This is a genomic window from Shewanella sp. SM73 (genome assembly GCF_025653795.1).
GTDB lineage: Bacteria > Pseudomonadota > Gammaproteobacteria > Enterobacterales > Shewanellaceae > Shewanella > Shewanella oncorhynchi.
The window spans coordinates 164,132-187,707 of sequence record NZ_JAKKRY010000007.1 but is presented as its reverse complement, the minus strand read 5'-3'; the positions used below and the strand labels follow the sequence as shown (position 1 = coordinate 187,707).

Below are 23,576 nucleotides of genomic sequence, written 5' to 3'. Positions count from 1 at the left end.
TTGAGTCGTTTAGCTGCGCAGGTTTGGTCAATAATTGATTGTAGTGCTTATACATCCACTGTGCTTTTTAAGTAATTATAAATTCACTCTATTTTGTAACCAAACGGTTTGGTCTGTTAAATCTGACCAAACCTTTTCAGGGGCTCATTCGCTGCTAGGAAACTTACCTATCCGACTCAAGATGGGGCGTTAATTGGGTTTCAATAGCCTCAATTTGAGTTTCGGCGTAGGCAAGTTCGGATTCGGTTAAACATGATTTTGCGGTGTTTTGATGGAGTCGTTGAGCGCTATTCATCCCGTATTTACCAAAATGACGTAGCAATAAACTAGACCAAATAAACATTTGTATAGGTTTATTTAATTGTTCTGCGCCGTAAATATTGACCAGTTCCCGCATAGCAATTTCATGACCTAGCTCTGCCGATTTGACGTACCAAGCTTCTGCCGCTTGTAGAGCCTCTTGAGTGGGTTTTTCATCACTTAAAAATGATGCAGCCTTATAGATATAAAAATATTGTTGTTGCTCAGCGGGGATTGGATGCTGATGCAAGAAACTGTCACGTAGACGCTCAGCCTCTTTTATCTCTAAGGTACCTAGTTGCTGACTGAATCTGGCTAATTCTTTTAGATGATCGGCTCTATTGCTCATGGCCGCGAGCTGGTAATACATTAACGCTTTAATCGGTTGGCGACTCACGCCTAAACCTTGCTCATAAATCTTGCCTAAGCCTAGCAGTGCGTCTTCATTCCACTTAAGTGCGAATTCTTCAAAGTCAATTTTAGCCTGTTGGTAATCACTCTCATTTTGTGGCGCTTTCAGTAAAAGATGAGCAAATTCAATCTTAGCGAAGTCATTACCTCTAGCGACAGATTGGCTTAACCAATGGCGCGCCTTGTCATAGTCGACAGCCAAATCTTCACCGTAGAGGAAACGTTTACCAAGATAATACTGGCGGAAATCATCGTCTGCGGCGCGCTCGCTTAGTAATGCCTCTGCACGCGCTAAATCTTTAGGTCCACCTTGGCCAGCAGCAAGCATATGTCCTAGATCATCTTTTGCTAATTCATCACCAGCGGCGGCGGATTTCTCAAAGTATTCCCGTGCTTTGATATAGTCCGAAGTGACGCGCTCATCATGCCAGTAGAGTGTGGCTAAATGGTAATAGGCTCTTTGGTTTTCTTGTGCGGCGGCTTTTTCGAACCAGTAAATTGCTTGGCTAGCATAGGGATCGAGAAAGGGCTGGCTTAGATACAAGTAAGCAAGCTCATATTGAAACTCGGCTTGCCCCGCTTCGGCATTAGGTTTGAGCTGTTCTACCTGTGCGATTAACTCATCGAGTGTTTGCGACTCAGAAGAGAGCAAATTAGGTAGGGTGAGCATGGGTAAATATTGAGGCTCTATTTCGGCGGCTTTTTTATACCAATCGTTAGATGCCTTGGGATCGGCGGGAACTTGTGGGAATCGACCGGAATAAAGTTCGGCCATAGCAATGGCGGCAACGGCTAAGCCTTTATCGACTGCCTGCTGAATATAATCTAGGCCAGAGTTGACTTCGCCTTGATTAATCAGTGTTAAGCCATGATTGAGTAGCGCAGTAGGATCACCTGCGGCAAGTGCTTTAGCTTGCACTTGTTTTTTTTGATATTTAGCGAAAAAAATAAACAGTACAATAAAAGCAATAATTATGAGTATCAACAACATAGTAGTCCATCACTATCGATATTTGGGAGTATAGTAAACGTAAATTTTTACAAGAATGCAAGTTTACAATTTGGGCTAGGCTGATCGACTAAGCCGATCAATCCCATGGGCATTAGCGTTATTTATCTTGCAGATGGATCTCCCTAATGGGGCAGGCAATCTCGATTCCTGCCTGCTTAAGGGCGTTATAAAGAGCAAGGTTCACCTTATATTTATGCTGAAAATAGCTTTGTGTGGGCACCCAGTAACGAACCCCCATTTCAATTCCATTAGCATTAAAACCATTGATGCCAATATTAGGTGTGGTCTCTTGATAAACATAGGGATTATTGCTCAATAACTCAGTAATCACACTAATGGCTCGTTCGGGATCTGTGTTGTAACTGAGATTGAACTGGGTTTCGACTAGCTTATTGCTGAAGGAGTTGTGCAAGATTTCGCCGACGATATGCTTATTAGGAATGCTGATTTGCTCACCTTCCTCATTGGTCAGTATGGTCATGCCTAAGTGGATACGTTTAACAACGCCGCTTTCCCCTTTAATTTCAATAGTATTGCCTACCACAAAAGGGCGGGTGACGATAATAGTCACGCCTGCGGCATAGTTCGCTAGCATACCTTGTAAGGCTAAACCTGCGCCGAGGGAGGCGGCACCAATTGCCGCAACCATAGGGGTAATACTGATGCCGATCTTGCCGAGGGCGATAATCCCGACCATGACGATGATCAGAATGCGGATAAGATTGCTGACAAAATTGCTTAGGGTGATATCGATATTGTGTTTGTCGAATTGCTTAGCGACTAAGCGTGATACTTTACTGGCTACCCATAAACCTAACAAAAAGATCAGCAAAGCACCTACGAGTTGAAAGCTGTAGGTGACTAAAAACTCGGTGATGAGTTGATAAACGCCTTGTAGTTGCTGCAATTCTTGATCGAGTCCAGGTGTTATCATTATGATATCCTTGTAATAAAATTAACTGTGCGATTATAGCGTAGAAATTTCACCAAATACTTTTCGCCCTTCATGTGTGAAGCGTATCATGTAATCGTGGTTGGTTTAATGAGTCGATAGGGGGAGTCAGGTATGCTGTTCGCCTATCCAATAATGGAGTCGAGTGTTTATGAAAACGCTGTTGTTATGTTTGTCTTGTCTGTTAACCCCAATCTGGGCGTATGCTGCGAGTTATGTTGCCGGAGATGCGATTAATCCCATTTCACTTCTCGACCAAAATGATAAAACCATTAATGTGACTGATGAGACTCAAGTGCTGCTCTTTAGTCGCAGCATGAAAGGCGGTGATGTGATAAAGGATGCACTTACTCCCTTGAGCGCGACTCAAATGCCAACGGGTTTAGTTTATGTTGCCGATATCAGTGGTATGCCTTCTTTGATCGCTAAATTTGTGGCTGTGCCACAGATGCAAGATTTACCTTTTGCGATTGGGTTAGATAGGGATGGTGAGATCAGTCGTTTATTACCTGATAACAAAGATATGGCCACTATGATATTGCTCAAGCAGCGTAACATTTTGGACATTGCCTATTTTGATTCCAGTGAAGCCTTGAACCAAGCTCTCGCAAAACTCAATCAGCCGCAGTAACGACTCGATTTAACGGACGTATTTTAAGGCATCCATTAGTCTTCTTTTCGCTGTGTGATTGTTACTTCAAGATAACTGTTTTTAGATGGATATTTTGGCCCCAGCCAGTCTATCCATCTCCCTTCCGATAACGTCGTAAAAAATTCACTTTTTATTCTGATAATGAGCACAAATTTACCTTAAGGTTTGTGTGCATAATTATTTGTTTTATAGCGCCTTTTTTTGATGGTTCAGTTCCTTAAAGAGTTGTGGAATAAAAAGTTATTAATTCAGCATAAAAATTCGTTGCGTAAAGCGAAAAAATATCGTTTACTGCGCACGTTTTTAATACATCACACTTACTGTTATCTATCTGACCCAAAGGAGACTCTGGCCCAATGAGCCAATTTCAATCTATTGATGTTGCTGACTATTATGATATGGACACATTCAAGCGTATTGAAGCGTTTGCCAAAGACAAAGCAACCCCGTTCGTCGTGATCGATACCAGTATCATAGCGAAACAATACGATGACATGGTTAATAGTTTTCCTTACGCCAACGTTTATTATGCAGTTAAGGCAAACCCCGCGGCCGAGATCTTATCTTTACTAAAAGATAAAGGGTCAAACTTTGATATTGCCTCGATTTATGAGCTAGATATGGTCATGAATGTCGGTGTGACAACCGATCGAGTCAGCTATGGTAATACCATTAAAAAGCGCCAAGATGTGCGTGCATTTTATGAGCGTGGCGTGCGTATGTATGCATCTGACTCAGAAGCTGATTTGCGAATGATCGCTGAAGAAGCACCGGGTTCACGTATTTATGTGCGCATTCTGACCGAAGGTACAGATACCGCTGATTGGCCGTTATCCCGTAAATTCGGCTGCCAAAACGAAATGGCCTATGAGCTATTAGTATTGGCACAGGAATTAGGCTTAGAGCCTTTTGGTATTTCTTTCCATGTGGGTTCTCAGCAACGTGACATAGGTGCTTGGGATTCCGCTATTGGTAAAGTGAAAAGTATTTTTGACCGTTTGCGTGATGAGCACAATATCACCTTGAAGATGATCAACATGGGTGGCGGTTTCCCTGCTAACTATATTGATAAAACCAATCAATTGGGTGTGTATGCCGAGCAAATCACCCACTTCTTGAAGGAAGATTTTGGTGATGATTTACCACAAATTATTTTGGAACCAGGTCGTTCGTTGATCTCTAACGCGGGGATTTTAGTGTCTGAAGTGGTACTGATCAGCAAAAAATCTTACACAGCGTTAGAGCGTTGGGTGTTTACCGATGTGGGTAAATTCTCTGGCTTGATTGAAACGATGGACGAGGCGATTAAGTTCCCGATTTATACTGAGCGTCAAGGCGAGCTGGATAAATGCGTGATTGCCGGCCCAACCTGTGACAGTGCAGATATCATGTATGAGCACTATAGCTATGGCTTACCAAATGACTTAGCCATTGGCGACCGTATGTATTGGTTAACCGCAGGGGCTTATACGACGACGTATTCAGCAGTATGCTTTAACGGTTTCCCACCGCTGAAGGATTACTATCTGTAAGCGATTGTGGTGACATTAATAAGGGCGCTTAGGCGCCCTTATTTGTCTTTAGAGTAATAGCGGGATTACTCGTGGGATTTGAGGATCTGATAAATTTCCTCTTTTAAGTGTAACTTTCTGCTTTTGAGTTCTTTCACAGTGGGGTTGAAATCACTGGCGACACGTTTTTCCAGTTGTTTGATTTCCTCGTCTAACTGATTATGCTCATTAAACTTACGTTGAAAATGAGCATCTTGGGTTTTCAGGGTGGAAATTAATTCTCTGTACTCTGGAAACATCGGCATTCTCCTTGTCGTCATTTACTACACTTCAGGTTACGCCTTAACCCTAACCTTATACCAAGTCGTTAAACGTGACTTAGATCACTTTTAGCGGTCACTTAGATTAATACTAATGGATGATTTATTTTAATCTATTTTAAATCAGTATCTTAGGTATTTGTTGCCACAGCCTCTGGCATGAGTTCTGGATCTGGTTCACACTTTGTTTGGTATAAATCAGACTGACATTCGAAATATGGGCAAATTTGCTATCTTGTGAGCAGATGCTGGTGTAGTTGGTAATTTCATTACGACTAAACAATTACTTCTTGCCGATAATTCTGTGATCAAGTTAACCTTCACCGCTTCGATACTAGGTTAAAGTCGATTTTATAAGAATTTAATTATCAAAAATGAAAGGGGTTTTCACAATGGCTGATGTATTTCATTTAGGTTTGACCAAAGCGATGCTCGATGGTGCAACCTTAGCAATCGTTCCTGGTGATCCAGAGCGTGTAAAACGTATTGCCGAACTAATGGACAATGCGACGTTTCTTGCTAGCCACCGCGAGTATACAAGCTATTTAGCGTATGCCGATGGCAAGCCAGTAGTAGTGTGTTCAACCGGTATCGGTGGTCCATCTACTTCTATTGCAGTAGAAGAACTTGCACAATTAGGTGTGAATACCTTCCTGCGTGTAGGGACTACAGGCGCAATCCAACCTCATGTAAATGTGGGCGATGTGATTGTGACTCAAGCTTCAGTGCGTTTAGATGGCGCAAGCTTACATTTTGCACCTATGGAATATCCAGCGGTTGCAAACTTTGAATGTACCACTGCTATGGTTGCGGCGTGTCGCGATGCTGGCGTTGAGCCACACATTGGCGTAACAGCTTCTTCTGATACTTTCTACCCAGGCCAAGAGCGTTATGACACTGTCACAGGCCGTGTAACGCGTCGTTTCGCGGGTTCAATGAAAGAATGGCAAGATATGGGCGTACTGAACTATGAGATGGAGTCTTCCACTTTGTTCACTATGTGTGCTACTCAAGGTTGGCGTGCAGCCTGCGTTGCTGGTGTGATTGTAAACCGCACCCAACAAGAAATTCCTAATGAAGCCACAATGAAGAAAACTGAAGTGAGTGTGGTTTCTATCGTGGTTGCAGCAGCGAAAAAATTGTTAGCTTAATTTTTAGTAAGCTAAGCAACACTCCCCTGCAAAGTGAGTGCTCAGAATAGAAAGGTGCCAATGGCACCTTTTTTGTTGCTTTAAAACTATGCCGATACCGATTAGAAATGGTATTGAGCAATCACAGAGTAAGTGTCTTGATCGACGCCTTTCACACCGTATTTATTGGTCCACAGATCGTATTCGATACCCACCAATAATTTATTGGCTTGATGATCACCGAACAGGCTCTTACCGAGATCGTATTTTAGCTGTGGGTTGAAATGGAAGTTTTCCTCGTAGCCGTTATCGTCGGTGGCAAATACCCAGTCGATAAAGCCATCGAGTACTATGTTGGCAGATCCAACAGGGATATCGATACGAAATACAGGAGTGAACTGCCAGCCGTCACTATTGTTACCAGTGCTCATACCATCGCGGCGATAGGTATTAAAGTTAAGATAAGTAAAGTATGGTACTGCTACGTCGACCCCTAGGCCGTAAAGTAGGCTATGGACTGGGCCTTCACCTTCTTCATAGGTTAACGCTAGAGACAAGTCTGTTATTGGGCCAAAGGCGATTTTCTCGCCAAGAATTTTACTGGCACTAAAACGTGGCGAAATTTCACCATAGGTAGTGCTTTCCATGCCTGTATCGTTACCTTTGAAATAGATAAAATCTTGGAAGGCAAACCAATCACCGTATTTCCAGCCGCCAGCCGTTTCTAAGGTAATAGTGGCTTGTTTATCTGATGGCGCTAAATCGTAGTCTTCGCCATAGAGGGCTGTTGCACTGAAATCCCACCACTGTACTAAGTCACCCGCAAATGCTTGAGGAGAAAGCATTAGTGCTAGGCATAGGCATGTTTTTTTCATTGTTATTTCCTGTTGTATAGGTCGAAGTTAATTCGTGTCTTACTCAATCCGCTCTCTGACCTATGGCATGGTTTGATGGGTAAGTTCAAACCTAGCGCGAGTGTACGTCAAAGGACTGGCACAAAAGTGGGGGCAATATATGCAAAAATTTACATTTATTCAAAGTTTTTATCGAATGTTGTTGTCAAAATCACATAATCATTAGTGAGGAGTTTTATTTTTAGATAATTGATTTTTAATGTTTTTTATTGTCATTGCGCCGCTTGTGGATTGGGGGCTTGCTATCTTTTTGAATTGATTATGCTTAATTTTAAAACAACCTGACGGCTTTCGTGGGCGGATATGGGAGAATGAGGATTAAGTCATAGGTGATTGAGTGTGCGTTTTGACAGGGTAAATTTTGACATATTATGTCGATTATCCGAAACTCTGCTGTTATAGTGCAGTAAAGGACACTCTCATTTCAGGGGGAAATATGGAGTTTTCAAATCCGATTTTAGTGTGGGCAGTGATTGGTTTAGTGTTAATGCTCGCCGAAATAGTGGTTCCAGGTGGCATCATAGTGTTGCTGGGTGCGGCTTGTTTAGTCGTGGCAAGTGCGTTAGGCATAGGACTGGTCGAAGGTGTCGTGCAGAGCATGACCCTGTGGTTTATCTCTGCCATTGTATTGTTATTGGCTTTCAGGCAAGTCACTCAGAGGCTCGTTGGTGGTGATTCCCATGTGGATAACACGGATGAAGCAATCGAACTATACAATCAAATTGTTCGCGTAAAGCAGACCATAGGTCCTGGGCAAACACCTGGGCGGGTGGAGTTTCAAGGTAGTGAATGGCCAGCGCTTGGCGATGGCAGCATTATTGAGGCGGGTACCGAAGTCAGAATTATTTGTCGTGAAAATATCGCTCTAGTCGTTGAGCCTATTTCAATAGAAGCTTCCAAAAACTAAAGGATGGAATCTATGTTTGTATTTACCTTAGTCATTTTATTTATCTTTTTTATTCTTTATAAGTTGATGTTAATTGTGCCGATGCGTGAAGTGCATGTCATTGAGCGTCTTGGCAAATTCCGCGCAGTATTAGACCCCGGATTTCATATTTTGATCCCTTTTTTCGATCGCGTCTCCTACCGTCACGATACCCGTGAGCAAGTATTAGATGTGCCGCCACAGAGTTGTATCTCCAAAGATAACACTCAACTTGAAGTGGACGGCTTAGTCTACCTAAAAGTGATGGATGGCAAATTGGCGAGTTATGGTATTGAAAACTACCGTAAAGCAGCGGTGAATTTAGCCCAGACCACTATGCGATCTGAAATCGGTAAGCTGAGTTTGAGTGAGACTTTCTCTGAGCGTGATAGCTTAAATGAATCAATCGTGCGGGAAATAGATAAGGCTTCCGAGCCATGGGGAATCAAGGTATTGCGCTATGAAATTCGTAATATCACGCCTTCACGCCATGTGATCCACACTCTTGAGAAGCAGATGGAAGCTGAGCGTCGTAAACGTGCCGAAATTACCTTAGCGAATGCCGAAAAAGCCGCGATGATCAATATGTCTGAAGGTGAGCGCCAAGAGGCCATTAACCTGTCAGAAGGTCAAAAACAGAAACGGATTAATGAAGCTAAAGGTACAGGTCAGGAGATCGCTATCATAGCCAAAGCAAAATCCGAAGGTATGGCAATGATCTCGCAAGCATTAGCCGTCAATGGCGGTACAGATGCGATGAATATGCTATTAAAAGAACAGTTTATTGCTCAAGTTGGCAAGATCCTCAATGTTGCACAAGTCTCTGTTGTTCCCGCTGAAATGGCAAAACTTGAAGGTTTCTTCGAAGGCATGGAGCAAGTCACTCAGACTATGAGTGGCCAGAATAATCTTGGCAAAGGAGCGCGATAATGAATATTCCAGTAGATACAGATTTGATTGTGATGGCGATTTGGGGCCTGATATTTGCCATTTTTGTGATTAAACTATTTCAATCGATCCGCCTAGTACCCACTAAATCGGCTTTTATTGTTGAGCGTTTAGGTAAGTATCACAGTACGTTAGATGCAGGGTTCCATACCTTGATCCCCTTTGTGGATAAAGTGGCTTTTATTCATGATTTGAAAGAAGAAACCATTGACGTACCACCGCAGGAATGTTTCTCGAGCGACGAAGTAAACGTTGAAGTGGATGGGGTGATTTATATCTCTGTGACTGACCCAGTGAAGGCCAGCTATGGTATTACTGATTATCGTTATGCAGCAATTCAGTTGGCGCAAACGACGACGCGCTCTGTCATCGGGACACTTGATCTTGATCGTACGTTTGAAGAGCGTGATGTGATTTCAGCCAAGGTAGTGCAAGTCTTAGATCAAGCGGGTGCCCTGTGGGGAATACGCGTGCATCGTTATGAAATTAAAAATATTACACCACCTGAAACCGTTAAAAATGCCATGGAAATGCAAGTAAATGCCGAGCGTGAGCGCCGTGCATTATTGGCTAAGAGTGAAGGTGACAAACAGAGTAAAATTAACCGTTCTGAAGGGGTTAAAGCTGAAACGGTAAACCGTTCTGAAGGTGAGATGCAGCGCCGGATTAACGAAGCCGAAGGTAAGGCTGAGGAAATTTTAACCATTTCCCGTGCGACGGCAGAATCGATTGAACGTCTCGCCTCTGTTATTGCCGCACCGGGTGGTCACAATGCCCTGCGGATGCAACTCGGTGAGCAATACTTTAAACAGCTCGATGGCTTAAGCCAGAAGAATAGTCGAGTCGTATTGCCGGGTAATATGGTGGATTTCGATTACTGGATGAATAGCATAGGCTTAACGGAAGAAAAACCGAGCTAAGGCTGTGGTTAAAATCTGAAACTAACTAGTTCATTAAGGTCAAATACTCAGGTGTTTGGCCTTATTTTTTGGCTGAAATTTGATTCTGTGTGATGGAGAGTGGGTGGGTTAGACAGCTTCTGTTGAATGAACCGCCAGAAGCTGCAGTTGGGCATAGTTAAATTTTTCATTGAATGGAAGGCTAATAAGCTAGGCGTTCATGAATTTGGGAATGGGCGTGGGTTTCAATGAGCTTGGCAATTTGGTTTTGTTCTAATTGCTGAAGCGCAGAAATTTCGTCATAAATCTTGTCTTGAACATCCAGTGGCATGCGCACATGTTCCATAAACATCCTAATTCCCAGCATGTCGCCACTCTTGAACAATTGGCTGAATTCGGTGGCTTCTATCTCGATTAATGCATTCATAATACTTCACCCTGAGGTTGGATTTGACACAGATACAGCGGTCTTGCTGTTAATTAAGAGATACGCCTAAGTTTGATCTAGGTCAATTAAACTGCATATTAATCTTTCTTAATAAAGGATTTTGTTGTTTACAAATAATGGGTTATAAATTTAGTAGATCAGAAAATTTGAAATGAGTTGTTGTTTAAAACTGAGTTTTTATGGGTAGGCAGAATCAATAAGTAAGTCATGTTATACGGATAAAAAAATAGCGACGAGCGATAAAACGCTGGCCGCTATTTATTCTTAATAGTCTATCAGGAGTAGGCTAAAGCCTTATTTAGGAATCGCCAGAATCTGGCAACCATTAATTCCCGCTTTTTGCAGTGTATGACGTTTACGCTCTGCATCACGTTTACGCTCGAAGGGGCCTAAAGCAACCTTGTACCATACGCCAGTCGTACCTTCGACTTGTCTCACTTGCGCCTCTAAACCTTGGAAAGCGATGACAGCTTTCATCTCGTTCGCCTGTGATTCTTGGCGGAAAGAAGCACACTGCAACTGATATTGCATCGGTGTTCTGCTCGCAACAATATCGGGAATATCGACCTCAACATGCTTATTTTCAAGCTCGTTGAGATAGGTCCATTCTTCCTTTGGTTGTGGTGGCAGAGCATTTGGATCTTTCTTTGGCGGAACAATAAGCTCAGCAGTTTCAGTTGTCTCTACTGGGATAACGACCGCTTGGCGTTCAGGTTCTTTGACCTTAGGAGTAAGCACTGCTGTCTCTTGAGGCTTAACTTGTACTTCCGTTTTCTTGGCTGGAGCGGGTATCGGCTTCACTTCTTGCTTAGCATTATCTTTAATGCTTGACAGGAAATAGACGAAACAACCCACAGCGAGTATGACAAAGCCTATCAAGGTCAGCGGCAGCTTCTTACGCGGCGCCGATTTAGATTGTGAAGGCTTTGCTCGAGTTGGGCGAGTCGCGCGGATTGGGCGCGGTTTAGCGCCCGACTGCGGCCTTCTATTGGCATAATCGCGATTACTCATGGCTTACATCCGCTCTAAGGTTTCAATACCGAGTAGATTTAGGCCTTTTTGTAACGTACGAGCCGTCAGTTGCGCGAGTAATAAACGGCTGTTCTTTTGCGCGTCATTATCGGCGGCAAGCACTGGACAAGCTTCGTAAAAGCTAGAGAAAGCACCCGCTAATTCATATAAATAAGCACACAGTACGTGCGGCTGACCTTTATCGACAACACGATTGAGGATCTCACCGAACTGTGCCAACTTATTACCCAGATCTTTCTCTTTTTCATGCTCAAGCACGATTTTCGCTTGGCTGAGATCCAGATCGGTTACTCGCTTGAATATGCCCGCAACACGGGTGTAAGCGTACAGCAGGTAAGGTGCGGTATTGCCTTCGAAGCTGAGCATTTGTTCAAAGCTGAAAATGTAATCGCTGGTGCGGTTTTTCGACAAGTCAGCATATTTAACGGCGCTGATCCCAACGACGCGGGCAATTTCAGTCAGCGTGGCCTCATCCATATCAGGATTTTTGCTACGAACGAGTTCTAGCGCGCGCACATTGGCTTCTTCTAACAGGTCAACTAACTTAACGACACCGCCGCTACGGGTTTTGAATGGACGGCCATCTTCGCCGTTCATAGTGCCAAAACCTAAGTGTTCTAACGACATATCTTCACGGACAAACTTAGCCAGTTTCGCTAGGCTAAAGACTTGTTGGAAATGCAGTGCCTGACGTAGGTCAACAAAATACAGGACGCGATCGGCCTTTAACACGTTCGAGCGGTAGCGCATTGCCGCAAGATCTGAGGTGGCATACAAATAGCCGCCATCGGCTTTTTGGATGATAACAGGCAATGGCTCACCTTCTTTGTTGCGGAAGGCTTCTTGGAATACGACTTTAGCGCCGTTACTTTCGGTTAATAAACCTTGGGCATCTAAATCTTTAACCACTTGCTCGAGATCGGCGTTATAAGCACTTTCACCGTGTACATCGGCGCGGGTCAGGCTCACACCTAAACGGGCGTAGACTTCATGGCAGTGGCTTAACGAAATATCGTTAAATTCGCGCCACAGTTTGTTGCAATACTCGTCGCCAGATTGCAGTTCAACCACTAACTGACGAGCGCGGGTGGCGAATTCTGCTGATTCGTCGAAACGCAGTTTAGCGGCACGATAAAAGTTTTCTAAATCAGACAGTTCAAGTTGAGCTTCTTCACCATTTTTGGCGCGCAGCTCTTCCATATAGGCCAGCAACATACCAAATTGTGTGCCCCAGTCGCCCACATGGTTTTGACGAATAACCTTGTGGCCTAAAAATTCTAACGCACGCACAACACTGTCACCAATGATGGTTGAACGTAGATGGCCTACATGCATTTCTTTGGCGAGGTTGGGTGAAGAGTAATCGACAACAACGGTTTGTGGTGTCGGTAACTTAATGCCTAAATGCTCATCGTTGACGGCATTTTGCAGTTGATCTGCTAAGGCGCTGTCGTTGATGAAAAAGTTGATAAAGCCTGGGCCTGCAATTTCAACCTTAGCCACAAAAGCCGAAGCCGGTAAGGTATCTATGATCAGTTGGGCTAATTCGCGTGGATTCTTGCCTGCGACCTTGGTCAGCATCATGGCTAAGTTGGTTGCCAAGTCGCCATGACTCTTATCCTTGGTTCGATCTACCTGAATGCGTGCTTCAAAGTCAGCAGGCACAATACCTTGTTGTTTAAAGGATTCTAGAGTTTGTTCAAGTAATGATTGGATATGTGATTTCATGGGTTCTAATCGGCACTAACTTTAAGAGTGAATACAGGGAATAACCGCATATTTTAGCCGTTTGTGGTTAACAATTGCTATCTTCCCGATGATTTTTTATCAAATGATTGTCAAATACTCGACTCAGAGGAGATCCTGTGGATCTCTGTCTAAGCTCCATCGGCAGCGTTTAGCTTCGATAAGTTGTTCTACAAGCGGATGAATACGTTCAAACTCTTGTTGTAAGCGATTGCGGTTTTTAGCTTGGAATAAGAGTTGGCGGCGGAACTTGCCGGCTTTTTTATCTAAGGGCGCTGGCATAGGACCAATCACCTCAAATTCTTTATCTTGCGGCAAAAGCGCGGCAAAGGCGTTGAGAAAGTTATCGGCATCACTGGCTAAATGTGCTTCGGCGCGCACCAACACCATGTGCCATGCTGGCGGCAGCAGTGCTTGTTGACGTTCTTTGAGCTGGCTGCGAGCAAACTCGCCATAACCGCGGTGCAGCAAATCCCGCAAAATGGGATTGTCGCTCTGGTGAGTTTGCAATAATACCGTGCCGGGTTTACTGGCGCGCCCTGCGCGACCTGCAACTTGGGTATAGAGTTGTCCAAAACGTTCGGGCGCGCGGAAGTCGGCGCTAAATAAAGCGCCATCGACATCGAGTAACCCAACAAGCGTCACATCAGGGAAGTGGTGGCCCTTAGCTAGCATTTGCGTGCCGACGAGGATTTTATATTCCCCCTTATGAATCGCATTTAAGTGGGTTTCTAATGAACCTTTAAGGCGGGTCGTATCACGGTCGATGCGCACTACTGGATGTTTAGGAAACTCTTGTTGCAGCGCTTCGGCGAGCTGTTCTGTGCCTATGCCTTGGCCCATCAACATAGTACTGCCACATTTGTGACACTGCTTGGGGATAGCGTATTGATTGCCACAATGGTGACAGCAAATTTCGCCAAGGGATTGATGTACTGTGAAAAACGCGTCGCAGCGGTCGCATTCGTGTAAGTGCCCACACTCGTGGCAAAGCAGGGCTGGTGCGAAGCCGCGGCGATTGAGAAACAACAAGACTTGGTTGCCTGCGTCTAAATGCAAGCGGATTTCGTTCAGTAACGGCACTGACATACCGGCTTTCAGCGGCATATTTTTAATATCGATAATGCCTTGGCGCACTTTTTTAGCCGCACCTGCGCGTTCACCCAGTTGTAAATGATGGTAACGGCCGCTTAAGGCATTTTGTAGACTTTCGAGTGAGGGCGTCGCTGTGCCCAAAATCACCGGAATCGCTTCTAAATGGCCACGCATGACTGCCAAGTCGCGGGCATGATAACCAACGCCTTCCTGTTGTTTGAAGCTACTGTCGTGTTCTTCATCGAGTATGATGATGCCGGGATACGCCATAGGTGTGAACAAGGCTGAACGCGTGCCAATAATGATTGCAGCCTGACCACAGCGGGCTTGGCGCCATGCTTCGAGTCTCTGATTGTCGGTTAACCCTGAATGCAAAATGGCAACATTGACTTTGAAGCGGCGCTTAAAGCGATTGATTGTCTGGGGTGTTAAGCCGATTTCAGGCACTAAAATTAACGCTTGTTTGCCTTGCTTGAGGATTTCTTCGAGTACAGCAAGATAGACTTCCGTTTTACCCGAACCGGTAATGCCTTCTAATAAAGTACAGTGATATCCTTGTTGCAGATTTAAAGTGGCAACGGCGACGGCTTGTTCTTTATTGAGTTTATGTGGCGTTTCGTCCATTTCGAGTGTGGTGCGCCAGTCGAGGTTAAGCTCTGCAATTTTTTCATGGCGTGCCACCCAGCCTTTATCTTCTAGGGCTTTAAGCGCCGCTTTACTGATGTCTAAGCTGATAACCTCTTCTTGGGTTAAGCTGGCGGTTTTGAGTAACTCGAGTAGTTTTTTCTGTGCGGGTGCGCGTTTAACCGCTTCGGGCGCAATATTTTGGCCTATTTCAGTTAATTGCCAGAATTGGATTTTTTGTGGCGCGGCATCGAGCCCTTTACGCAGAGCCACAGGTAAGGCTTGGGTTAGCATCTGCCCTTGGCTGCAAAAATAGTATCTCGCAGCCCAAAGAGTTAATTTATAAAGTGATTCAGGCAGTAAAGGTTTATCGTCGATAAACTCGAGCACAGACTTAATTTGCTTTGGGGCTAAGCTGCAAGACTCAGTGATACCTGTGACTAACCCGATCAATTGTTGACGACCGAAGGGAACTTTAACGCGCACACCTATTTGCGGTGTACTAGGATAGGATTCGGGTACGCGGTAGCTAAAGGTTTGCCGCATAGGCACAGGTAACGCAACTTCGACAAACAATGACATATGCAGGCAAGTCTTAGACAAGAATGTGGTTTAGTGTACTCAGCGCGGCTGGCTAGGGCTAGCCCTAATGATGGTTTACCAAGGATAGTTGAGAGTAAATAAATGGCTAATATAGTGAAATCATTAGGTCTACTTGCTTTGGTGTGCAGCGCACCTAGCATGGCACAAGTCTCCCATGTGAGCATTAATAGCCGGATGTTTGAATTAGGCGCTTACCCTAAACTCAGGGTGAATGTGATCGCAGACAATCAAGATATGTCGCGCTTAGAGTTTGTTGTGCAGCAAGCAAGCGGCGAAGAAAGGTTAATGGTTGAGGAGATTAATCGCTTTTTAGTTTTACTCACTGGCGTGGAAGATGTGAAGGATAGTAGCGCTAAACTCTTAGTGAGAGAGTATCGCCTTGACCGATGGTATGACGTCAAAAGTATCAATTTATTCGGCACAGCTAAACCTGCCTCTGCCGCGTTAACGACAAAAGCGGTTTCGGACACTAAAAATACCACCATAGCGGGCGCCCCAAAAAGTGCGGATAAAGTGGGCATTAAGCCTGTAAAAGTGGTGGCAGAACCAAAGCCACTTGCAGAGGTAACGCCCGCAGCGACTGCTGCAAATACCCAATCCAAAGTGCCAACGGTAGAAGTGGTGACTGGCTTTAGATTTCCTGAAGCCGCGAATAAAAAAAATACGTCGGCTACTGAGATAAACGCCTTCGCTAAAACCTCTGAGACGATTGCTGTTGAAAAAGGGGCTGTTGAAAATGCTGCAACTGAAACTGTGGTTCCAGAAATAGTGAAAACGGCAAATAATGAGCAGAAACAGAATATTGCTGAAACGGCCTCACAGACGCCCGAACATTGCCAGTTAACGTATCTTGCTGGCGAGACGTTGTGGCGTATCGCTAATCGATATGCCAAGGATTGGGATGTGAGTGTATATGGCGCTATGTTGGCTATTTACGAGGCAAATCCTGTGGCTTTCTCGAAGAATAGAATCAATGCACTCAAGAGTAATGCGGTGCTATCGTGTCCTTCGAAAATGATTTTGGATCAGCATTCTGATGCTAAAGAGGCGCGGGCGGTATTTGAGGCTAAAGAAGCGGGAAAATAAGCCGCTTAACTAAAGTCAAAATAGACACGGATTAACCGGCAAACGCTCAGATAATCTACTTGTATCCCTTGTAGGTATGCTGTACCATTCTGCGCCCTAAACATATTGTTATTAACATGCATGTGGTGTCCGACTACGGGTTGGAAGAGCGACATGGCCTTACACTTTTGAGGTAACCCCAATGAAACCAGGTATCCACCCAACATACGCTATCATCACTGCAAACTGTACTTGTGGTAACGTTATCAAAGTAAACTCTACTGCTGGTAAAGATCTGCATTTAGACGTATGTGGTGCTTGTCACCCATTCTACACTGGTACACAAAAAGTTGTTGATACCGGCGGTCGTATCGACAAATTCAACAAGCGCTTTGCAGTGCTTGCAAAGAAATAATTGCGATTGCAATGTTTCTAGAAAAGGCGCCTATGGCGCCTTTTTGCTTTTTGTTATTCGTCGATTTTCTTTATTCCGCTTATTCTACATATCTAGCTGGTACGACTTCACTCAATAAATAGTCAACTTATTTTGTATTGAGAGTTCAAGTGTATAATTCGACTTATTTATAGCAATTAACTATAAGATAAATATGCTAGTCGCCATATATTGTAATTTAACCAACATTTTTGAGATTAAGTCGCTACAACTAGCGCAGTAACTACAAAATATATGTTTGTTTCCTACAAAACATATTAAGAAATGCAGCTTTATTATAGGAGATAAGTTTATAAAACTAAGCTTAGAGGGTCTATTTGGCGGCTAAAGTGAAATTTATGAATCTCTTATTTATAAATTCCCCTTATTGGCGTATCTTACCCCGACCAGCCAGACTATTAACATCACCCTTTGGTGAGACTAGATGTGTGTTGGTAGGTCTTACTCTCATAAATTATAAATGTCGCATTTCAGGATTTTAAAATGTCAGATATTCGTCAACAAGCACTCGATTATCATGAATTCCCCATACCAGGCAAAACCGCAGTTTGCCTTACCAAACCCGCCGAAACGAGTCACGATCTCGCCCTAGCTTATAGCCCTGGTGTGGCTGAGCCAGTACGCGAAATCGCTGCAGATCCTGACAATGCGTATCGTTATACCAATAAAGGTAATACGGTTGCCGTGATTACCAATGGTACGGCTATCTTAGGTTTAGGGAATTTGGGCCCTTTGGCTTCTAAACCTGTAATGGAAGGTAAAGCATTATTGTTCAAGCATTTTGCGAATATCGATTCGACAGATATTGAGATTACGCATAATACGCCTGAGGAATTTATCAATACTGTTGCTGCGATTGCTGACACTTTTGGTGGTATCAATCTTGAAGATATTAAAGCGCCCGAATGCTTTGTTATCGAACGTGAATTGATTGCTCGTTGTAAAGTACCTGTATTCCATGATGATCAACACGGCACCGCAATCGTGACTGCGGCGGGTATGATCAATGCGCTGGAAATTCAAGGCAAGTTGATAAGCGACGCGACTTTTGTGTGTATGGGCGCGGGTGCTGCTGCCATCGCTTGTATGACTATGCTGGTAAAATGCGGTGCGAATCGCGCCAACATTTACATGCTAGATACTAAAGGTGTTATTCATTCTGGCCGTACAGATCTTAATGAATATAAAGCACTATTTGCGAATGATACCGAAAAACGCACGCTTCTTGATGTTATTAAAGGTGCAGACGTATTTTTAGGTCTATCAGGTCCTGACGTCATTGGTGCAGAAGAAGTCGCGCTGATGGCCGATAAGCCAGTGATTTTTGCGTGTTCTAACCCAGATCCTGAAATCAAACCTGCACTTGCTCATGCAACGCGTAGTGATTTGATCATGGGTACGGGTCGTAGCGACTATCCAAACCAAGTCAATAACGTATTGTGTTTCCCGTTTATTTTCCGTGGTGCATTGGATGTGCGTGCGTCTTGCATTAATGATGAGATGAAAATTGCGGCAGTTCATGCAATTGCATCACTGGCGAAAGAGCCTGTGCCTGCGAGTGTATTGAAGGCTTATCCTAATGTGACGTCGCTGAGTTTTGGCCCTGAATATGTGCTGCCAAAACCTATGGACCCACGTTTATTGCCAAATGTTGCCCGTGCGGTTGCACAAGCGGCTATCGACTCTGGTGTGGCTGCGATCACCACTTTACCTAAATACGCCGACTAGGCTAAAAGTGGTAAAAACATTAAAAAGAGGCTAATTAGCCTCTTTTTTGTTTTTAAGTGGACATTAAAGTCACAGCGTCTTAGTTGCCTTTTAGGTTATGCTACTGAATAATCAACGGACAACTTTGTTGTACTCCTGTTAAAATCGCACAAATAATTATAATAATCCTGCAGGATAGCGGATAGATGAAATTCACCCGAATGTTAACTACAAAATTAACCAGCTTTTGGTTAATGTCATTAGCCGCTATCGCCTTCGTATTTTTGCTGAGCGCTATGATGAGTTTCGTGCAGCTGACCTATAAATTTCAGCAGCAAAAAGTCGCTGAACTCGAAACTATGTTAGTCGATCAGTTCCAACACCAACCTGATTGGGAGCTAGAGGCTTGGCTACCGCCCATGCTGCTTGCTTACAATGCCGTTAATTTTCGGTTGACCTTGAAAGATGAAGTGTTATTTGCCTATGAAGGCAACCTTTCTACGCAAAATGCGATGGTGTATGACCATGTGCTAGAGCCGACATCAGGCTTGCGTATGCAGTTAACCTTGACTCAGCCCTTTGAACATTACACTTTCAGTTGGTATGAAATTCTGATTTTGTTGGTCGGTATCTTAGCCGTGGCTGCCTTAGTGCGTTTTGGTTATTTATGGTTTTCACAGCAGCTCGATGGCATTGAAGAATTAGCCTTACGCAGTCGATTGATTCTGCAAGGTAAGCATGAGCAAGCACTCGCGACTCCCGGAAATGGTAAACCAAGGCTGATTAACCGTGCTTTGACTAAGTTGTTAGAAGAGTTACAGGACGCACAAAAGGAGCGTGGGCGTTTCGACAAGTTCATCCGTTCTAATACCTTTCTTGATGCGGAAACGCGCATTGGTAACCGACTCTTTTTGAATAATCGTCTCGACGCCCTTAGTCATAATCAGGCTATGCTTGCCCATGGGGTAATCTATTTATTAGAAATGGATGATCTGGATTTATTGCAGCAATCCCAAGGTGAAGCAGTGACGAAAGAGCTATTAAACTCGACTGTTAATGCAATAAGTCAATTGCTGCAAACTCAAGCTAATAGTATTTTTGCCCGTCGCTCCCATAATCAATTTGCCATAGTCGTGCCGCAAATCTCCTTAATTGAAGCGGATCAATTTGCCAGCAAATTACTCAAGATATGTCTAAGCCAGCCTTTGCCTGATGTTGAGAATCGCGATAACTTTTTCCACCTCGGATGCGCTTATTTTACCGCAGGCGATAATGCGGCTCAGTTAATTGAAGAAGCCGATATGGCTTTGAGGGCGGCACAATTACAGGGTAATAGTAATTGGTTTATGTACGACAAAGGCGCGATTGATGAAGAATTTGCCAAAGGCTCAGTGCGTTGGCGAAGCTTTTTAGAAAACGCGTTAGTGCAGCGGCGCTTTTTTCCCTTTAGCCAACCCATAATCGACTCTGATGGTAATGAGCACCATAAAGAGATATTTACGCGGGCTCGGGATAATCAGGGGGCGTTAATCCGTGCCACACTGTTTATTCCAATGGCGAATAAATGTGGCTTAATGCCACAGGTCGAACGGCAAATTATTGAGCGGGTATTGTTATTATTGTCGAATGAATTAGCAGACGGCATATCGAATGCTCAAACAATTAAGACATCAGCGCCGCAGATATACAGTATTAATCTGAGTTTGGATTCGCTAATGAGCCGAGCCTTCACTCAATGGCTAAAAACGACGCTATTAGAATATCGCCATCTAACCACGCGACTGATTTTCGAAGTGTCTGAAGATATCGTTATTCAACATCAAGAAAAGTTGCAGCCTAAATTAGATATGATCCGTAAAATGGGCGCGAGATTATGCGTCGATCATGTGGGTCAGCAGGTTGTCGGTACTTATTACATTCGCGAATGCCATTTTGATTTAATTAAGTTACACAGATCCATCGTGCGTCATATTCATTTACGACCAGAAAACCAATTATTTATTCGCAGTTTGATTGGTGGTTTATATCGAACGGAAGTACAAGTCTGCGCCGAAGGGGTAGAAGTCTTTGAAGAGTGGCAGACACTGCAAATCCTCGGTGTTGGCGCAGCGCAGGGAATGTATTTCAGTGAACCCATAGAGGCTAAGTAAGGGAAGTTCAGTGTTTGGGTGATTAATATCGTCTTAGAGATAAATAGATCCTATTATTCACGTATTTATCTATAAAATACGAGCATTTGCGGCTAAACTAGCCAGTGCCAAAAATATGACGTTTGCGGTTTTTATTCTGTATCGAGCAGGTCATAGGTCAAGGAGCACTGGAGAGTGGAGTGACAGGAAGTTTGTGCGAAAGAGACTACTCAAGCTTTTAAATTCAGTTGGTTATAGGCATCTTTATGGAAAAAAGTCTTATAGGTCGATTAGCCTTTTGGCAGAAGAGAACAGAACCGACTAGCCTTGGTGTCTATGTCTGCGCCGATAAATTATGGGTTTACGCACCTGCCCAAAAAGAAAATGCTGAGCAGTGGTTACCCTTTGAGCTGAAAGATGAGCACTGGTCATTGGCGTTTGCTGCTGTGGCTAAATCCTTTCCCAATGCACAGTTACAGCTGATTTTGGCTTCCGGCCTTTATCAATTACTGCTGACCGATAAACCGAACGTCGATACTGTCGAGTTATCCCAAGCTTTGCTGTGGTCAATTAAAGACATGGTCACGCTACCTGTACCGCAAATCCATTTGGATTACTTTGAGTCACCCATTCCGAGTAATAAAATCAATGTTGTGGTGGTGGATAAAGCTAAGCTAGTGAGCATGGTGCAGGCCATTCATGAACAAGATTTACAACTTTTCGGTATTAGTATCGAAGAGTTAGCCGTGACTAACCTATTTAATGATGACAACCAAGCGCGTCTGGTGGTAAGCCATAATCCCGGTCAAGAATTGCTACTGACTGTGGTTAAGCAAGGTCAGCTGTATATGCAGCGTCGCGTACGCGGATTTACTCAATTGGATAAGACTCAAGCGGATGAGTTAAGTTATGGCATGGCAGACAATTTAAGCTTAGAAATTCAGCGCTCTATGGATTATTTTGAAAGTCAATTGAGACAGGCTCCGGTATCTTCTATCGAACTCCTCGCCGATGGTGCCGTGGATACTTTAGCTAAGTTAGTCTCGGCAAACTTCAATCAAGCTGTGAATGTCATTGATAAAAGCTGTGTTGGCGCGCGAATGGCGGGATTAGCCTTTGCTGAATTTTATCGAGGTACTGAGTGATTAAATACCGAGTCAATCTTTACACTCCTTCATTATTGCCCCCGAAGCAAAGATTAACCTTTGCGCGTTTAAGTGCCTACGCCTTGGTTTTTGCGATCTTATTTGCGGTTTTAGGTGGTTATAGCTACTGGCAAGTCAGTGAGTTACAACAGGCCCAGCAGTTGGCTGCCCAACAAAAGCAGCAATTCGATACCCAAAAACAGGCATTAGAAGCACAAATTGCTGCGCGTAAACCCGATGCCGATCTTGTTGCGCGAGTCGATTTAGCTGCACAACAGTTAGAGCTGAAGCAATTACTCATGGGAGAATTGAGTCTTAGGACTTCTTTAACTAGCCGTGGTTTTGCGCCAGTTCTTAAAGATTTAGCCGTCGTGTCGGATGCGAGTGTTTGGCTTAGTCATATCGTCATTAATGAGCAAGATTTTATGTTCGAAGGTTTTGCCGACCATCCTCAAAGCATTCCGCAGTGGATTGGCAAACTCAAAACTACGCAGACTTTAAAGGGGCAAGCTTTCTCGTCGATGAGCATGGATCGCGGTGAAGATAAACCTTTGGCCTTTACCTTGAAAAGCGATAACAAGGAGGAAGCCGCGCAATGAAGCAAAAGTTAGCCCAATTAGGACAACAGTTTGATGCGCTAAGTCGCCGTGAGCGAGTGTTGATCTCAGTCGCCATTCTGGCCGTGGTCGGCATGCTGAGTTATTTACCTTTAGAGTCCCTGTGGAAAACCCATGTGGCTGTTTCACAACAGCTAAAAGCCTTAGAGCAGGAAAACGCGATTTCGGCTCAGCAGATTGACTTGTATCAGCAACGTTTAGCGTTAGATCCCAATCAAGATTACCAACAGCGTTTAGTGCTGTTGCAGCAACAGAATCAAGCCCTAGATGCCCAGCTCGATGAGCAGATGGTGGATATGGTGCCGGCAGACTATATGCCGCAGTTGCTGGGTAATTTACTAGGACAAGTGCAAGGGATTAAATTAGTTAAGTTTATGTCGATAGCGCCCATCCCTTTGTTACCTGTGGGTGAAGAGAAAAAACTCAATCTATATAGCCATGGTATTCGCTTAAGTCTAGAGGGCGATTATTTTTCTGTGTTGCGCTTTGTTGAAGCCGTTGAGGCCATGCCAGATAAACTTTATTGGAAGCGTCTCGACTATAAAGTCGCGGAATATCCAAAAGCGACCGTTGAGATTGAACTTTATACCTTGAGTATTAATAAGGACTTTATCAGTGTTTCTAAATAAGTCTTATATTATCAGTGTGTTGTTATTGGTTAGTAGCCCTATGGTATCTGCTGAATCGCTGCGCGACCCGACTTTGCCCGGTAAAGGCTTTGCTGTGCAGGGTCATGCGAGTCAAACGCAGGATCAGGCGCTTGTACTTAACAGCATAGTAAGCTCAGGAAACACGGCTTATGCTGTGATAAATAACAAGATATTGTCTGTTGGCGACAGCGTTCAGGGGCTGAGTATCGTTAAAATTACCCCCACTTATGTATCGCTGTCCGATGGACGGAAATTGACATTGTTTCAAGCAATAACAGAGAGATAGG

The 23,576-nt window shown here is 44.0% G+C and carries 22 protein-coding genes; 14 read left to right on the top strand and 8 right to left on the bottom strand.

Annotation, left to right across the window (positions count from 1 at the left end):
- Positions 1 to 163: 163 nt before the first annotated feature.
- Together L5M51_RS12170 and L5M51_RS12165 are read right to left on the bottom strand one after the other, a co-directional pair.
- Positions 164 to 1,702 (bottom strand): tetratricopeptide repeat protein, encoded by a 1,539-nt coding sequence (locus tag L5M51_RS12170; RefSeq protein WP_263172943.1) that lies wholly within the window; start codon positions 1,700 to 1,702, stop codon positions 164 to 166.
- A gap of 118 nt (positions 1,703 to 1,820) precedes the next feature.
- A complete protein-coding gene (locus L5M51_RS12165) occupies positions 1,821 to 2,657 on the bottom strand; it encodes a mechanosensitive ion channel family protein (protein WP_131523458.1) in 837 nt (278 codons plus the stop codon).
- Between the two features lie 169 nt (positions 2,658 to 2,826).
- Between L5M51_RS12165 and L5M51_RS12160 the strand changes: the two genes are divergently transcribed.
- Both L5M51_RS12160 and L5M51_RS12155 read left to right on the top strand, forming a co-directional pair.
- Entirely contained in the window at positions 2,827 to 3,306 is a 480-nt protein-coding gene (locus L5M51_RS12160) for a hypothetical protein (protein ID WP_105251255.1), read from the top strand.
- A gap of 377 nt (positions 3,307 to 3,683) precedes the next feature.
- On the top strand, positions 3,684 to 4,859 hold the full coding sequence (locus L5M51_RS12155) for a type III PLP-dependent enzyme (protein ID WP_105251256.1): 1,176 nt from the start codon (positions 3,684 to 3,686) through the stop codon (positions 4,857 to 4,859).
- A gap of 65 nt (positions 4,860 to 4,924) precedes the next feature.
- Here L5M51_RS12155 and L5M51_RS12150 read toward each other — a convergent pair whose 3' ends face one another.
- Entirely contained in the window at positions 4,925 to 5,137 is a 213-nt protein-coding gene (locus L5M51_RS12150) for a YdcH family protein (protein WP_006083288.1), read from the bottom strand.
- A 413-nt stretch (positions 5,138 to 5,550) separates the two neighbouring features.
- On the opposite strand from L5M51_RS12150, the gene udp reads away from it, so the two are divergent.
- Positions 5,551 to 6,309, top strand: coding sequence for a uridine phosphorylase (gene udp, locus L5M51_RS12145; RefSeq protein WP_263172938.1), 759 nt, complete (start codon positions 5,551 to 5,553; stop codon positions 6,307 to 6,309).
- 101 nt (positions 6,310 to 6,410) lie between these two features.
- On the opposite strand, the gene L5M51_RS12140 is transcribed toward udp, so the two are convergent.
- On the bottom strand, positions 6,411 to 7,163 hold the full coding sequence (locus L5M51_RS12140) for an outer membrane protein OmpK (protein WP_028759442.1): 753 nt from the start codon (positions 7,161 to 7,163) through the stop codon (positions 6,411 to 6,413).
- Between the two features lie 475 nt (positions 7,164 to 7,638).
- Between L5M51_RS12140 and L5M51_RS12135 the strand changes: the two genes are divergently transcribed.
- Genes L5M51_RS12135 through L5M51_RS12125 form a run of 3 tightly spaced genes read left to right on the top strand, consistent with a single transcriptional unit; the run spans position 7,639 to position 9,995 of the window.
- Positions 7,639 to 8,109, top strand: coding sequence for an NfeD family protein (locus L5M51_RS12135; RefSeq protein ID WP_212600510.1), 471 nt, complete (start codon positions 7,639 to 7,641; stop codon positions 8,107 to 8,109).
- Positions 8,110 to 8,121: 12 nt separating this feature from the next.
- Positions 8,122 to 9,057, top strand: a complete 936-nt coding sequence (locus tag L5M51_RS12130; RefSeq protein ID WP_263172935.1) for an SPFH domain-containing protein — start codon at positions 8,122 to 8,124, stop codon at positions 9,055 to 9,057.
- Entirely contained in the window at positions 9,057 to 9,995 is a 939-nt protein-coding gene (locus L5M51_RS12125; protein WP_168825701.1) for an SPFH domain-containing protein, read from the top strand. Before L5M51_RS12130 ends, L5M51_RS12125 begins: the two co-directional genes overlap by 1 nt.
- 181 nt (positions 9,996 to 10,176) lie before the next feature.
- On the opposite strand, the gene L5M51_RS12120 is transcribed toward L5M51_RS12125, so the two are convergent.
- The 4 genes from L5M51_RS12120 to priA all read right to left on the bottom strand — a co-directional run bounded on the left by L5M51_RS12120 (position 10,177) and on the right by priA (position 15,501).
- Positions 10,177 to 10,401: a hypothetical protein gene (locus L5M51_RS12120; RefSeq protein ID WP_006083282.1), complete on the bottom strand. Its 225-nt coding sequence runs from the start codon at positions 10,399 to 10,401 to the stop codon at positions 10,177 to 10,179.
- A 315-nt stretch (positions 10,402 to 10,716) separates the two neighbouring features.
- Positions 10,717 to 11,433, bottom strand: a complete 717-nt coding sequence (locus L5M51_RS12115) for an SPOR domain-containing protein (RefSeq protein WP_168825699.1) — start codon at positions 11,431 to 11,433, stop codon at positions 10,717 to 10,719.
- Between the two features lie 3 nt (positions 11,434 to 11,436).
- Positions 11,437 to 13,182, bottom strand: coding sequence for an arginine--tRNA ligase (argS, locus tag L5M51_RS12110; protein WP_105251263.1), 1,746 nt, complete (start codon positions 13,180 to 13,182; stop codon positions 11,437 to 11,439).
- Positions 13,183 to 13,305: 123 nt separating this feature from the next.
- Positions 13,306 to 15,501: a primosomal protein N' gene (gene priA / locus L5M51_RS12105; protein ID WP_113940093.1), complete on the bottom strand. Its 2,196-nt coding sequence runs from the start codon at positions 15,499 to 15,501 to the stop codon at positions 13,306 to 13,308.
- 102 nt (positions 15,502 to 15,603) lie between these two features.
- Here priA and L5M51_RS12100 point away from each other — a divergent pair, with 102 nt between their 5' ends.
- From L5M51_RS12100 to L5M51_RS12065, 8 genes are all read left to right on the top strand, one after another.
- Complete coding sequence (locus tag L5M51_RS12100; protein WP_263172934.1) at positions 15,604 to 16,608, top strand: FimV/HubP family polar landmark protein; 1,005 nt, start codon at positions 15,604 to 15,606, stop codon at positions 16,606 to 16,608.
- Positions 16,609 to 16,789: 181 nt separating this feature from the next.
- Positions 16,790 to 17,002: a 50S ribosomal protein L31 gene (gene rpmE, locus L5M51_RS12095; protein ID WP_063883331.1), complete on the top strand. Its 213-nt coding sequence runs from the start codon at positions 16,790 to 16,792 to the stop codon at positions 17,000 to 17,002.
- Between the two features lie 522 nt (positions 17,003 to 17,524).
- Entirely contained in the window at positions 17,525 to 18,769 is a 1,245-nt protein-coding gene (locus L5M51_RS12090; protein WP_105251266.1) for a malic enzyme-like NAD(P)-binding protein, read from the top strand.
- A 185-nt stretch (positions 18,770 to 18,954) separates the two neighbouring features.
- On the top strand, positions 18,955 to 20,898 hold the full coding sequence (gene csrD / locus L5M51_RS12085) for an RNase E specificity factor CsrD (protein ID WP_113940090.1): 1,944 nt from the start codon (positions 18,955 to 18,957) through the stop codon (positions 20,896 to 20,898).
- Positions 20,899 to 21,143: 245 nt separating this feature from the next.
- Positions 21,144 to 22,022: an MSHA biogenesis protein MshI gene (locus L5M51_RS12080; RefSeq protein ID WP_105251268.1), complete on the top strand. Its 879-nt coding sequence runs from the start codon at positions 21,144 to 21,146 to the stop codon at positions 22,020 to 22,022.
- Positions 22,019 to 22,621, top strand: a complete 603-nt coding sequence (locus tag L5M51_RS12075; protein WP_105251269.1) for a fimbrial assembly protein — start codon at positions 22,019 to 22,021, stop codon at positions 22,619 to 22,621. Before L5M51_RS12080 ends, L5M51_RS12075 begins: the two co-directional genes overlap by 4 nt.
- Positions 22,618 to 23,268, top strand: a complete 651-nt coding sequence (locus L5M51_RS12070; RefSeq protein ID WP_263172929.1) for an MSHA biogenesis protein MshJ — start codon at positions 22,618 to 22,620, stop codon at positions 23,266 to 23,268. Before L5M51_RS12075 ends, L5M51_RS12070 begins: the two co-directional genes overlap by 4 nt.
- Positions 23,255 to 23,575, top strand: coding sequence for an MSHA biogenesis protein MshK (locus tag L5M51_RS12065; RefSeq protein ID WP_105251271.1), 321 nt, complete (start codon positions 23,255 to 23,257; stop codon positions 23,573 to 23,575). Before L5M51_RS12070 ends, L5M51_RS12065 begins: the two co-directional genes overlap by 14 nt.
- Position 23,576 lies beyond the last annotated feature (1 nt).